This window comes from Kitasatospora sp. NPDC090091, from assembly GCF_044747365.1.
Taxonomy (GTDB): domain Bacteria; phylum Actinomycetota; class Actinomycetes; order Streptomycetales; family Streptomycetaceae; genus Kitasatospora.
Map to the genome: position 1 here is coordinate 85,095 of NZ_JBIVDY010000025.1, position 13,674 is coordinate 98,768.

General features: G+C 75.7%; 7 protein-coding genes and 1 pseudogene. 2 read left to right on the top strand and 6 right to left on the bottom strand.

The genetic code is table 11. From position 1 onward, the window contains the following. Positions 1 to 79: 79 nt before the first annotated feature. Positions 80 to 757, bottom strand: a complete 678-nt coding sequence (locus ACIPSC_RS32695; protein WP_400831401.1) for a macro domain-containing protein — start codon at positions 755 to 757, stop codon at positions 80 to 82. Between the two features lie 264 nt (positions 758 to 1,021). On the opposite strand from ACIPSC_RS32695, the gene ACIPSC_RS32700 reads away from it, so the two are divergent. Further along, positions 1,022 to 2,647 carry an ADP-ribosyltransferase domain-containing protein gene (locus tag ACIPSC_RS32700; RefSeq protein WP_400831404.1) on the top strand — a complete coding sequence of 542 codons (1,626 nt, stop codon included), beginning with the start codon at positions 1,022 to 1,024 and terminating at the stop codon, positions 2,645 to 2,647. Positions 2,648 to 2,732: 85 nt separating this feature from the next. On the opposite strand, the gene ACIPSC_RS32705 is transcribed toward ACIPSC_RS32700, so the two are convergent. Then, on the bottom strand, positions 2,733 to 4,160 hold the full coding sequence (locus ACIPSC_RS32705; RefSeq protein ID WP_400831406.1) for a diaminopimelate decarboxylase: 1,428 nt from the start codon (positions 4,158 to 4,160) through the stop codon (positions 2,733 to 2,735). 286 nt (positions 4,161 to 4,446) lie between these two features. On the opposite strand from ACIPSC_RS32705, the gene ACIPSC_RS32710 reads away from it, so the two are divergent. Then, positions 4,447 to 5,184, top strand: a complete 738-nt coding sequence (locus ACIPSC_RS32710) for a class I SAM-dependent methyltransferase (RefSeq protein WP_400831409.1) — start codon at positions 4,447 to 4,449, stop codon at positions 5,182 to 5,184. 56 nt (positions 5,185 to 5,240) lie between these two features. Here the strand turns inward: ACIPSC_RS32710 and ACIPSC_RS32715 are convergent. The 4 genes and pseudogenes from ACIPSC_RS32715 to ACIPSC_RS32730 form a co-directional block, all read right to left on the bottom strand. Continuing rightward, positions 5,241 to 5,498 (bottom strand): annotated as a pseudogene (locus ACIPSC_RS32715) (GDSL-type esterase/lipase family protein); the annotation flags it as partial. A gap of 24 nt (positions 5,499 to 5,522) precedes the next feature. After that, positions 5,523 to 12,686: a hypothetical protein gene (locus ACIPSC_RS32720; protein WP_400831411.1), complete on the bottom strand. Its 7,164-nt coding sequence runs from the start codon at positions 12,684 to 12,686 to the stop codon at positions 5,523 to 5,525. A 96-nt stretch (positions 12,687 to 12,782) separates the two neighbouring features. Next, the gene (locus ACIPSC_RS32725; protein WP_400831416.1) at positions 12,783 to 13,166 is read right to left on the bottom strand and encodes a WXG100 family type VII secretion target; all 384 of its coding nucleotides are present in this window, start codon (positions 13,164 to 13,166) and stop codon (positions 12,783 to 12,785) included. Continuing rightward, the gene (locus ACIPSC_RS32730) at positions 13,159 to 13,590 is read right to left on the bottom strand and encodes a YbaB/EbfC family nucleoid-associated protein (protein ID WP_400831419.1); all 432 of its coding nucleotides are present in this window, start codon (positions 13,588 to 13,590) and stop codon (positions 13,159 to 13,161) included. Before ACIPSC_RS32730 ends, ACIPSC_RS32725 begins: the two co-directional genes overlap by 8 nt. Positions 13,591 to 13,674 lie beyond the last annotated feature (84 nt).

Sequence of the window (13,674 nt, forward strand, 5' to 3'; positions counted from 1 at the left end):
CGGCTCCCGTCGCCGACTCGCGTCGCCGTCCGGGCCCGGGCCGGGTCCGGACGGTGACACCGGTCAGCGACGGCGCCGGTCAGCGACGGGAGGTGCGGCGCGCGGGCGGGGCTATCCGCACCCGCTGCTCGACGGGCGCCCTCTCCAGGTCGTCGAGCTGCGCGGTGATCGTCGCGCGCAGGTCGTCGTAGTCCTCGAAGCAGTGGTCCTGGAACAGGGTGTAGCCGGTCCACATCAGGTTGGCGCAGACCCGTGCCGGCACCCGGCCGGTCTGGGCGCCCATCCCGACCAGCGCCACGGAGGTGATACTGCCGGGCGTCTTCCGGTTCTGCTGGTGGACCGCCTGGAACGCGGCGGCGCACGCCAGCGCCACGTTCAGGGTCTCGCTCACGTTCTGCGAGGACGTCTCCATCGTCGGCGCCGAGATCAGGAACGTCGGGTTGGCCGCCCCGGACGGGACGCAGACCGCGCTGCCCACCGGGAGCCGGCCGGCGAACCGGTCGCGGATCGCCCGCTGGACGCGCAGCTGGATGCCCGCGCCGAGGTGCCGCTTGACCACCGCGTCGACGCCGCCGTCCATCCGGCCGCGGGAGTTGGTGGGGCTGACCCAGGCGTCCACCTGCTCGTCGAGGATCGAGCCCTGGCGGATCTCGATCCCCGGGGCGTCGGCGAACGCCGCCCGCCACGCCTCCACCACCGTCGCGTTGATGTCGGTCAACACGACCTTGAGCGGCGACTGCACGCGGTCCATGGTCATACTTCACTCCGATCGAGCTGCGGTTCGTCCAACACCACCGACGCTAGCGGGCGGCACTGACAGAGCGGCAGTGACGGAGCGGCTCCGGCACGGGCAGCCCGGGCGCGGGCGGCCCGGGCCCGCCGGCGCCCGCGGGCCGGAGGCGCCGGGCCGGCTGTCAGACCCGGACGGTAGGACTGTGAGTGGCGGTCAGCAGAGACTGACGGCCCCTCACGAGCACGCCCGCCCTGCGCACGCACGGTCCGACCTTCGGAGCCCGCCACCATGACCGACGCCACCACCCCCGCCACCCCCGCGACGCCCGACCCGAACGACCCGCTGGCGCTCACGGAGCTCTTCAAGGGCGGCGGCGAGCCCTGGCTGCCGCTGCTGAAGCCGGTCATCGAGGCACAGCCGGACGCCGCCTCGTTCATCGGCACGGGCCGCAGCCCGGAGGTCGTCCCGGTCCGCGAGCTGACCTTCCAGGCGCTCAAGCCGAACGCGCCGCACAAGTGGAAGGTCGTCGTCTTCGGGCAGAACCCCTACCCGAGGCCGGAGAGCGCCACCGGCATCGCCATGTTCGACAACACCTTCCACGACTGGAAGGACAGCCAGTTCGGCCGGGTCGTCAGCATCCGCTGCATCATCAAGGCGGCGGCGATGTGGAAGTACGGCATCGTCAAGAAGACGCCGATCGCCGACATCCGCGCGCTGCTGAAGGAGCGGGAGACCGTCCAGCCGCCGGAGTGGTTCCAGGCGATGCTCACCCAGGGCGTGCTGCTGCTGAACGCGGCGCTCACCGCCAGCAGCGACGGCTCGACCGGGACCGACCGGCACACCGCGTTCTGGCGGCCGGTCGCCGAGCGGATCGTCGAGGAGATCCTCAAGGCCAAGCAGGACGCCGCCGAGGAGGACCGCGGTGTGGTCTTCGCGTGGTGGGGCGCGCACGCGCGCAGCCTGAAGAAGGTCGTGCTCAAGCTGCAGGAGAAGTACCCCGCGGTCGAGGTCCGGCACATCGACCACGCCAACCCCGCGGCGCAGGGCGACATCTTCTGCGACGGCGACCACTTCGGCACGGTGAACGCGGCCCTCGCCTCGCTGGGCGCGGACGAGATCGACTGGCTGCCGAGCACGGGGTGGAACGAGCGCGCGGCGGAGGACGGCCGGGCGGACGGCGACACCGCCGAGCGCATGGGGGCCTTCATCGCGTCCACCATGGAGCTGCACCAGCTCTACCTCGACCGCCTGGCGAGCGTGAAGGACGAGGGACTCGTCCTCCCCGCGATCACCGGCGTGTTCGACACGCCGATGATGGACTTCCGCGACGCCGTCGGCCCGGTCGCCGAGCTGCTGTCCGGGCTGGACCGGCACGTCACGCGGGCGCACGAGTTCGGCAAGCGGCGGGCCGACGAGACGGCGGGCGGGCTGTCCGCCGACGCGATCGCCGCGCTCTACCTCTACACCTGCGAGTCCGCGTTCTACCGGGAGATCAACGCCATCCTGCGCTCGCCGGACCGGAGCCGGCTCGTCCCCTACCTCCCGTACCTGCGGCTGCTGTTCGCGGCCGTGTCGCAGCTGCCCGCCCGCACGGCGCCGCTCTGGCGCGGGGTGCCGCTGGACCTGCGGGGCCAGTACCCGCTCGGCCGGACGGTGACCTGGTGGGGCGTGTCCTCCTGCACCTCCGAGCTGGGTGTGGCCCGGGCGTTCCTCGGCAGCCGCGGCAAGCGGACGCTCTTCGAGGTGGAGCCCGCCCGGGCCGTGGGCATCCGCGCGTTCTCCGCGTTCACCGGCGAGGAGGAGTTCATCCTGCTGCCGGGCACCCAGCTGAAGGTGACGGAGGTCCGGACCGAGCGCGGCGGACTCTGCACCGTCCGGCTCACGGAGCTGGAGGAGCAGACCCTGGTGTCCTGACGTCGGGGTCCCCGCGGCCGGCGCAGGCCCCGGGGGCCACCGCAGGCCGCCGCGGGCCGCCCCGGGCCCCCGCGGCCCCCGGGGGTCAGCGGTCGGCCCGGACCAGCTCGTCGATGCCCTGGGCCGGCCGCAGTGGCTCGAAGTGCACGCCGCCCGCGGCGTCCACGGTGAAGCCGTGCACGGCCGGCCGGGGCAGGCTGTTGTACTCGAAGTGGGTCGTCGCGTAGTAGGCGCCGGTGTCGAGGAGGGCGACCAGGTCGCCGGGTTCCAGCAGCGGCAGCGGCCGGGCCCTGGCGACCACGTCGCCCGCGAAGCAGCACGGCCCGGCGACGTCCTGCTCCACCGGCTCCCCGGCCTTGGCCGCGCCCGACGGGTGGTGCGCGCTGATCCGCAGCGGCCAGGCCTCGGGCATGAAGACGGTCCGGGTGGCGACCTGCGCGCCGGCGTGGGTGAGGGCGATGTGCCGGCCCCCGGACACCTTGGTGTACTCGACGTAGGCGGCGGTGAAGCCGTTCTTGGCCAGCAGCGAGCGGCCGAACTCGGTGACCACCCGGTAGCCGCCCTGGAACAGCGCCGGCGCGTGGGCCCGGAGCCGGTCCACGTACGCCTCGAAGGTGGGGTCGGTCTCCTCCCCGGCGAAGTTGACGGGGAGTCCGCCGCCGATGTCGATGCCCACCACCCGGCGGGGGCCGGGCCCGGCGTTCAGCCGCTCGGCGAAGGCGACCGCCTCGCCGACGCCCTGGGCCATGAGGTCCAACGGGCAGCCCTGGGAGCCGACGTGCACATGGAGCCAGCCGAGCCACGGCCGCTCCCGGAAGGCCGCGCGCAGGCGGTCCGCATCGCCCTCGTCGGCGAGCGGGATGCCGAACTTGGACGTCGCGGTGGCGGTGCTCATGGCCCCGATCGTCCCGCCGCCGACCTGCGGGTTGATCCGGACGCCGAGCCGGGAGCGGGTCGGGGACTCGCGGGCGTCCAGGAGCGCGTCGACCCGGGCGAGCTCCTGCCAGTTGTCGATGTTCACCGCGATGCCGAGGTCCAGTGCCCGGGCCAGCTCGCGGCGGGTCTTGGCCGGTGAGTCGAAGACGATCCGCGCGGCGTCGAAGCCCGCCGCCAGCGCCTGGGCCAACTCGCCGGGGCCGGCCACCTCGCAGCCCATGCCGAGGCCGCGCAACTCGGCCAGCACCGGCACCAGGCAGTTCGCCTTGGCCGCGAAGGTGTGCAGCACGTCCAGGTCGGCGGGGAAGGCCCGGTGCAGCGCAGCGACGCTCGCGGCCACCCCGTCGAGGTCGACGAAGGCCGCCAGCAGCGCGTCCTCGGGGTCGAGCAGTCCTTGCCGCACGGCCGCGCGCAGGACCAGTTCGCGCCGCTGCACGGCACCGGCGGGGCCTGCCTCCGCGAGGCCGCCCGACCCGGAGCGGGTCGGCTCCGGGCTCGAAGGCTCGGGGCGTGCAGCCTCCGGGCTCGCGGGCCCCGGGCGCGCGGGCTCGGGGCTGCTCGGCTGATGGACGGTCATGGGGCCACGCTCCGCTGGCTCGTCGGTGGACGCCCCGGGGCGGTTCCCCGGAGCACCCCACCAGGCTGCCGGGCGGCCGGTCCCCGCGTCCTCGTCCTCCGGGCGGTTTCCCCGTCCCGGACGACGCGCACGGCGGGGCTCCACCCGGCCGGCGGTCCCCGACCCCTTGCCGCTGCCTGCGGCCGGCGACACCGCGCGACGGGCCCGCCGCAGGATGCTTGCCGCCCGGGCCCGGTACCGATAGACACGACCGCAACACCGTGCGTGACACCCGGAGGTCTCCGCCATGAGCGTGACGAGTCGGTACCGCGACGCCTGGGAGGGCTTCTGGCGCGACGCGCCGGAGGAGCCGGGCGGGGTGATCTGGGACGCGGAGCCGGCCATCACCGCGGAACGCCACCTCGTGCTGTTCGACCCGCAGCTGGCCGACCCGGAGCTGCCCCTCGTCGACCTGGGCTGCGGCAACGGCACCCAGACCCGCTTCCTCGCCGACCGCTTCGCCCGCGTGCTCGGGGTCGATCTGTCCGCCGCGGCCGTCGGCCTCGCCCGGCGCGGGGATCCGGCGCGGCGGGCCGAGTTCGCCCAGCTGGACGCCACCGACGCCAAGGCCGTCCGGGCGCTCCACGACCGCCTCGGCGACGCCAACGTGTACGTGCGCGGTGTGATCCACCAGAGCGAGGCCGCCGACCGCAGTGCGGTCGCCGAGGCCGTCGCCGCGCTGGTCGGCGAGCACGGCCGGGCCTTCGTCGTCGAGCCGGCCGCCGCGGCGAAGCAGGTCCTGGCGGGCCTCGTGCAGAGCCCGGCCGGGCCGCCGCCGAAGCTCCGCCCGGTGTTCGAGCACGGTCTCGCCCCCGCCGAGGTCGCCGACGAGGCGTTCGCCGCACTCTTCCACGCGGCCGGCCTCGCCGTCCTCGCGGTCGGCGAAATGCCGCTGGCACTCACGGAGTTCGGCCCGGACGGCAACCGGATCGAGCTGCCGGCCCACTGGCTGGTGGTCGGCGCGGACGGCGCGCAGCGGTCCTGAGCGCCGAACGGCGGGCGACGTCCGGCCGGACGTCGCCCGCCGGTGCGCCGTCCCGGTCAGCCGATCCGCAGCGCGGCCATCGCCTGGTCCGCCATCCGCGCCTCGCCCAGGGGGTTGGGGTGGACGAGGGCGAGGCTGGTGCTGAAGAAGAGCAGCTCGATCCACCGCGTCCCGATCGGGGCGCAGGCGTCGTGCCCCTCCGACACGGCGGCCATGTCGACGAAGACCGCGCCCGTGGCCGCCGCGGACTCCCGGACGACCCGGTTGAGGTGCCCCTGCATCGCCCGCAGGTAGGGGACGTCGCCGGAGGCCGGGCCCCGGCGCGGGTGGTGGCACGGTCAGGACGACGTGGCCCCCGGGGGTGTGAGGAGGGCGGGGTCGAGGTCGAGGAGGGCGAGGAGGTCGGTGAGCACGCGCCGGGGACCGAAGTCGCCGTCGGTGTGCGCGAAGGTGGCGATCTCGGCGGACAGCCGGGTCGCCACACCGGGCAGCAGGGCGAGCGCGGCCGCTGCGTTCGCCGCCTCGTCCGCCGACCCGAAGTAGGCGTGGTAGGGCAGCGAGTTGGCGAGGTCCTCGTCGAGCATCGACACGTACGCCGCCTCGTCGAAGGTCCAGTCGCGGAACTGGAAGCGGGTCCTGGTGGCCTTCGCGACGGCCTCGAAGAGGAGCTCGGTGCGCGGGTCGGCGGCGGGGGCCATGGAGGAGGAGGCCATGGAGGAGGACGGGTCGGCGGTGGCGGACGGGTCCGGGCCGGCGGCGCGGGTGCGGATCTGGAGGTCCTGGTAGCCGCTCCAGACCGCGCCGGCACCCGTGACGCCGTGTCCGGTGCCGGCGTGGCCGGTGCCGCCGTCGGCGGGCCGCTCGAACCGGGCCTCGGCGCTGCGCGTCAGCTCGGTCCCGCCGATCCACCGTCCGTCGTCGGCGAGCAGGCCCGCGACCGCTTCCGCCACGCCGTCCTCCGAACGCCACTCCAGCAGCCAGGAGTCCTTGTCCATCACCACGTCGAACCGCTCGCCCGGGTGCTCGGCGAGGTACTCGTCGTAGGTGAGGGAGTGGTAGTCGACGGTGAGCACCGGCTGCCCGTCGGGGCCCTCGACGCGGACGGTGGTCACCCGCCCGGGGTCGGTCTCGGTGCCGGTCACGGTGTGGCCGTCGCGCGCGTAGGCGCGCAGGTTCCGGACGATGGCGCCCACCACCTCGTCCAGGTGGGCGCGGCGGGTGGCCGGGTTGAGGTTCATCGGGTCCACGCCGACCAGCGTCAGCTCCGTGGCGCGGGTGGTGAAGAGCGGGTGCTCGACGTCGGCGTTGGCGCCGAGGTAGAGCAGCGACCGGTCCCGCGGGGCGTCGCCCTCGTGGGAGAGCCGGTTGAGTTCCAGCAGGGTCCGGTACTTGGGCTCCAGCTCGACCCCGGCGGCCCAGCGGCCGAGCGCCCGGTCGTCGACCCAGGACGGGTGTTCGCCCGTCCCGGCCGCCGCCCGGTCGGTCCGGGGGCCGTCGCCGAAGAGGTAGGAGATCGTCTCCTGGTCGATCCGGTGCCGCACGGCGCGGTCCAGGGCGTTGCGGTCCTGCTCGGAGAGCCGGTCCCGCCGGATCCCGGCCGCCTCGGCGGTGCCCGAGGCCGCTGCGGCCGCTGCGGAGGCGTCCGGACCTTCGGCCGCCGCACGCTCCGGAGTGGGTCCGCCCGGTGAACCCTCGCTCGGCACCGGCGGGTTGACGTGGTGCGGCGGCTCGGCGGGGACGGGGTGCTCGACGGTGACGACAGCCTGACGTCGGGTCTCCTCGGTGACCCGGGTGGGATCCGCGCCCTCCGGCAGCTCCTGGCCGCGCGAGCGCACCGTGATCTCGACGCGGTCCGCCGCCAACGCGGCGTCCGCCCCGCCCAGGTGGACGCCGAGGCGGCGGCCGAGCAACTCGGCCACGGCCTCCGCCCGAGCCCGGCCGAGCTGCATCGACCGGCCGAAGTGCGGCTGTCCGGCGACCGTGCCGTTGGCGTGTCCGGTGACGGTCACCCGCGGCAGGGGCAGGCCCGCGGCCGACCGCGCCACCGCGTCGACCGCCAGCTCGGCGGCGAGCGCGTCGACCCGCGCGGCCTGGACCGGATCGGGCTCGCCGGAGCCCGCCCGGAACGGGAAGGTGCCCCGCGCGGGCGACGGCCGCCCGGACAGCGGCCCGTCCGGCATCACGGCCGGCGGTACGGACGACGGTACGGACGACGCCGGCGCGTGGGGCTCCTCGGCACGCGGACCCTCGTCGGTCGGCCCGGTCGGGCGGATGCCGGCCCCGCCCGGGTGCGCCGGGCCTACCGCGGACCGCTCGGCCGGGTGATGGGTGACCGACTCGGCGGGGCGGTCGAACGCCGCATCCCCTGCGGGCCGCTCGGCGGCGTGGACCAGCTCGGCGTCCTCCGCGCCCGGGCGGAACCGGACCAGCGGCTCGCCGCCCGGCAGGTGGGAGGCGTTGATCTTGTCGAAGATGCCCTTGCTGAACGGCGACTGCGGCGCCCAGTAGCTGTGCGCGCCGTGCATGACGGCCATGTCGTTGGCCATCATCTCCCCCACCACGCCGTCGTACCGGGCCGGCGTCAGCCGGGAGCCGCCGGGGCTGGTGATGTCGAAGACGTCGTGGTCACCGGTGATGCCCCGCCACTCGCCCTGGCCGTCGCGACCCAGCACCAGCCCGTCGCGGACGGTGAAGCGGCCCTCGTCGGACAGCCGGCGCAGCACCGGGGCGAGTTCGGCGAACTCGTGGGCGCGCTGGCGGTACCGGGCCTCGACCCGCTCCCGGGCACCGGCGTCGTCCAACGCCTCGCGCGCGGGCAGCTCGGGCTCGAAGTACCCGACCAGGCCGATGTGTTCGCGCTTCGCCCCGAGGTGGACGTCCAGCTCGTTGATGGTCTTGGCCTTGATGTCCTTGGGCTTCGGCAGCATCCCCCGGTCGAGCCACTTCGGCGCCTCGGTGTTGGTGGGCCGCACGTCGATGACCAGGCCCCGGTCGTGTGCCAGCCGCCGGAACTTCCCGAAGTTCTTCTCGGGGATGCCGTACTGCTCCCGCGCGGTCCCGGCCCCGATCCCGCCGGCCCGGCGCCCGGTCGGCGCGGCCGGGTCACCGGACCCGGCGGACGACCCGGCGCCCGGCGACGAGGACCCTGCGCCACCCGCGGACGAGGGTCCTGCGCCCGGGGACGACGCGCCGGCACCGCCCGGCGCCGCGGACGCGGAGCCGGTGCGGTCGGGGCCGTCGGACTGCGGCGCCCGGGGGGCCACCTCGCCCGGCACCGCCTGCGCCGACGCGGCGGCCGCGTTGGCGTACGCCTGGACCACCAGGCTCCGGTAGTACTGCCACAGCTGCGGCAGCGAGGGCAGGGCGTGCTGGGCGAGGTCGTGGTACAGCTGCTCGGGCCCGGCCGGGTACTGGTCGGCAGGCATCCGGAAGTACCGGTCGTACCCGCCCAGGTACGCCTCCACCTCCGGGCCGCCGCCCGAGTAGGCCACGACGCCGCTGCGCAGCGTCTCGTACCGGCGCTGCAGGTGGCGGACCCGGTCCGTGTGGAACGCGGCCCGGGCCGCCCCGCTCCGGTCGGCCTCGGAGAGGCCCAACTGCTCGCGGATGCCGTCCAGTTCGGCGATTCCGAAGCCGCGTTCCCGACCGTGCACCTCGACCGGCTTCTGCCACCAGCTGTTCGGGGGCGGCGGCTGGTACTTCCCGCCCTCGGAGTCGTACCCGTCCAGGTCGTAGCGCTGGGCGAACCGGCCGGAGGCGGTGGGCGGTTCGGGGACGGTCACCCGCTCGTAGCCCGGGGCCATGCCGCCGAGGGACGTCCGGCCGTCGCCGGTGTCGTGCCAGCTCTCCATCCGGGACGAGCCGCTGGCGCCGGCCTCCTCCAGGTAGGTCACCCGGTGGCCGAGCAGCGCGACGGCCTCCAGGTTGCCGGAGCGGAAGCCGAGGTGGTCCAGCCTGTGGTGGCGGCCGAGGTAGTCGTAGAGGCGGAACTGCCCGGCCCGGGTGTGGCCGCCCCAGCCGGTCAGCTCCGGCCCGCCGCCCCGCCAGAAGCCGGTGATCTGGTGGATCTTGCCGACGCCCAGCTCGGCCCGGAGCCCGTTGACCAGCTCGTCCCACTTGCCGGCCTTCGCGGCGTTCGGGTGCGGGTCGCCGGTGATGACGACGGCGTCGTACGCGTGCGCGACGTCCCGCACGAGCTGCCGGATGCCCTGGAAGCTCGTGTCGTGCTCCATCCGGCTGCGCAGGTCGCTCCACTGGGTGGCCTTGCCGGTGAAGCGGGACCAGATCACCAGGACCTTCCCGCCGGACGCCGGCAGATCGATCCCCCGGCCGGACAACCAGGAGCCGATCCGCGCGTCGTCGGCGTCGGTCAGACCCCAGGCCTCGCGCACCGTCTCGCGCAGCTGGGGCGAGAACCGCTCGGCGACGAGGTCGGTGGCGTCGGTGACCCCCCAGATCTCCTTGACCTGGAACATCTCGTCGAACGGCTTCTCGATCCTCCAGTCCTGCCGCACCATGCGGTACGCCTCGGCGTTGAGGGCCCGCCAGAGGCTCTTCTTCTCCATGCTCGGCACCGGGACGTAGTGGATCCGCTCCCGCTCGATCCCCACGGACTCGTAGAACGCCCCGATCGCCCGGGACTTGTCGCGGACCGCGTCGTGTCCGGGCGTGCCGGGATCGGGTCCGCGGGCGATCAGGACGTGCAGGTCCGGGTCGTCGAGCAGGGCCACCGAGATGCCGAACTGGTCCCCGGAGGAGTAGCCGGGCTGCATGATCACCGAGTTGCGCGAGGTGTCGTCGGAACCCTGGGCCTGGGACGGCCCGCCGGTGGACGACTGGCCGTGCGAGGACTGACCGTGCGAGGACTGACCGTGTGAGGACTGACCGTGTGAGGACTGGCCGTGCGAGCTGCTGCCCTGCGGGCCGGTCTGCCAGCCGGTCTGCGCGGCGTGCGTCCGCGGCGCGACGAGCAGCGACTCGGAGGACCGCGGGCGGCTGCCCGGCCCGAGGTGCAGTGGGTCGGAGACCGGGTCCACCCAGGTGTGACTGCGGGCGTGCGGGGTGGCCGCCGCCCGGGCCTCGTCCCAGGTGCGGGGGTGCGGACCGGCAGGGGCCGGGGCGCCGAGATCGCCCACGACGGCGCCGATCAGCCCCCGGTGCCGGACGCGCAACCCGCCCTGCCGCAGGCCCTCGGGGGCCGGGCGGCGGTAGTCGCCGTACAGGCTGCCCTCGACGTCCGGGCGGTGCGGGAGGTCCGCGGTGCGGTACTCGTCGCGCAGGCCGAGCTGGTGCCCGATCTCGTGGGCGTAGTCGACCGGCTCGGCGTCCGGCCACCAGGAGCGCTGGTCCATGGCGTGGTCGCGGCCGACCAGGTCCACCGTCAGGTGCGCGGATTCGCCCGGGCGGGCGGGCAGCACGGTGACGTGCAGCCGGTCGCCGCTGGGGAGCTCGTACCGGGGGGCGTTGAAGTGCTCCTCGACGCCGCGGACCACGCGCTCCCAGATCCCGGCGGTGTCGTGCCCGCGCCCGCCGTCGCGGAAGGCGACCCGCACCGTGAGGTCGGTGACCGGGCCGTCGTGCTCGAAACGGCGGGCCTCGAAGGAGGACCGGACGACGAACCGCGGCGTCCGGTCCGGGCGGACGCGCGGCGTCGGCGGCCGGGGGTCCGCAGGACCGGAGTCGGACGGGCGGGGCTCGGACGGACGAGGCGGACGGGGCTCCGCGGGCCCGGCGTCGGACGGGCCCGCCCCGGACGGACGCGGCTCCGCCGGGGCCGGCCGGCTGTCGGCCGGACCGCCGGACGTGGCCGTCGCCGCTGCCGCTGCCGGGCGCGGGGCCGGCTCGCCCTTCGGGGCGGCCGAACCCGCCGTGGCCGGGCCGGTCTCCGTGCGGACCGTGGCCGCGCCGGCGGCCCGCCCCCGGGGCTCCGCTCCGACGGGACCGGCCGCCGCCGGGGCGGCGGACGTCGCGGGGCGGCCCGCCGCCGGGGCGGTGCGGCCGGAGCCGCCGCCCGCCTCCCCCTCAGCCATGTCTCCGGTGCGGGCAGCACCCGCCGCGGGCGCGGGCGTCCTGCCCTCCGGCCCGCCGGAGGCTGTCCGGACCGCCGGGTTCGGGGAGCCGCCGCCCGGTCCGGCCTGCGCGCCGGCCCCACCGGAGGCGCCGGCCGCCGTCCGGCCGCCCGATCCGGTGTGCCCGGCCGGGGGCGTCCCGCCCTCCGCCGACCGGACCGGCCCGGTGGACGCTCCGGCAGAACGCCCGGCTCCGCCGCCGGTCGCCGCATCGGTGGCGGCCTGCGCCCGCGCGGCGCCAGCCGCACCCTGCCGCCCGGCGCCCGCCCCGGCGGTGCCGGCGGCGGCCGCCGCGCCGGCCGCGCCCCTGGCGGCGGTCCGTCCGGTGTCGCCGGTCGCCGTCGCGAAGCCCGGCAGGACGGCGGCGACGCGCCCGGACGTGCCGCCGGACGCCGGTGGCGGTCCGTCGGACCGCTCCCGGCCCGCTCCGCCGGAACCCGGACGGCCGCCCGCCGACGCCCCCTCGGTGCCCGTACCGCCCCGGCCGCCGCTCGGCCCGGGCCCGCCCTCGCCGGTCACCGGGAGCGGCAGTGGCACCGGCACCGGCACCGGCTCCCCGGTCTTGTCGGCCGGCTCGCCCGAGACGTCGAGCGCCGGGCGGTCCGGCACGTCGACGGTGACCGGGTCCACCGACACCGTCCCGTCCTTGCCGCCGAACCGCCGCCGGCCGCCGCCACCGAGCGCGCCCACCGCGCCCGCCGCCAGGGAGGCCCCGAGGAGCTCCTCGCCGCCGTACACGCCCAGCATGATCCCCGCGGTGGTGACCCCGGTGGCCGCGCCCAGCACGCCCTTGCCGACCAGCGAGTTCGCGAACCTCGGCGCGACGACCCCGCCGACGCCGAAGAACACCCCGCCGACGGCACCGCCGATCGCCCCGGACACCGCCGCCGACACCGTGTTCTCGGTGCTCCAGCGCGTGCGGTCGCCCTTGAGGAACTGGATGGTCTGGACGGCTGCGTCCAGACCCACGCCGAGTCCGACGCCGGCGGCGACCGAGATCAGCAACCGGCGCAGGATCATCTTCACCGCGACCCGTGCCGAGGTGATCGCGGCCGGAAGGACCTCGGGCGCGAAGAAGGCCCACTGGGCGATCTGCGCCGCCAGCAGCACGAGCTGGCCGAGGATCATGTACTTCGAGTACTCGACCTGAAGGGCGGTGTGCTTGCCGAGGTCCCCCATCTGCTTCGAGGACTCCGCCATCTCCGGCAGGGCGGACTCCAGCTGGGTCACGAAGGCCCGGAACTCCTCGGCCACCTGACCGCCCACACTGTCCAGCACGCCGTACGCCGAGGCGCCCAGCTGTTGGCCGATGCCGTGGAGCTCCTGGGCCGCGTCGTGCCAGGCCGAACCGAGCTCGCGCAGCTTGTCCTCGTCGGCGTGCGGCCAGGACTGGCCGACGGTCAGCTTCGCCAGCCAGTCGAAGGAGGGGGGCATCTGGACGCTCATCGGACACCGTGCTCTGCGTGGTCGGTCGAGGTGGGGGCGGTCAAGGTGGGGGCGGTCGAGGTGTGGTCGGCCGGACCGCCCGGGTCAGCGCCGGCCGGAGTGGGGCGTGCCGGGGCGCGGGCCGCCCCCGCCGTTCAGGTCGGCGACGCCGGCCGCGAGCGGGCGCAGCGCCTCGACGTTCTGCTCCTCCGTCCGCCGGAGCCCCTTGGCCATCGTCCCGATGCCGTCCACGGTGCTGTCCAGCACTTCGGCGGTGCCGTCGATCGCCTCCGTGAGCTGCTCCTTCGGCAGGCCGTACTGCTGGTGGAACTCCCGGCCGGTGTAGTCGTCGCCCCAGCAGGTGCCGAGCTCGCCCAGCCGCGCCTCCAGCCGGGTGCCGACCGATCTGATCAGCCCGGCCAGTTCCTGCACCTGGGGCGCGGCGGCGGCCAGCTTCTCGGTGTCGACGGAGAAGACGCGGTCAGCCACGGCCCGCCTCCGGGTGGCCGTGCAGCACGTACTCCCGGACGGCGTCCGGCATGGCCGGATCCTCGGGGAGCACCACGGCCGGATCGATCCGGCCCTGGAGCAGGTCGCCGAGGGTGACGCCGGGCGGGAGCTGCCCGGTCACCACGGAGGCGGCGGCCTCCTGGGCCTCGCTCCGGGCCCGTGCGACGGTGGTGACCAGCAGGTCGGCCAGCTCCTTCGGGGCCATCCGGCGGTGGGCGCCGGTGGGGAACTCCACGGCCGTGAGCTCGCCCTGGGCCCCGACCGTCACCTTGACGGCCTGTCGGGGGTCGGCGGCGGTCGCGGTGGTCTCCGCGATCCGCCGCCTGGTCTCGGCGGCCTCGGCGCGCTGGCGCTCGTACTGCGCCAGCAGGTCGTCGATCTGCTCGTCGTAGGGACTGGGCACTGGGGGTTCCTCTCGTCGTCGGGTCGGTCCGCTGCCGGGGACCGCGGGCGGGCCCGGCAGCGGGCGCTCCGGGCCCGGATCAGC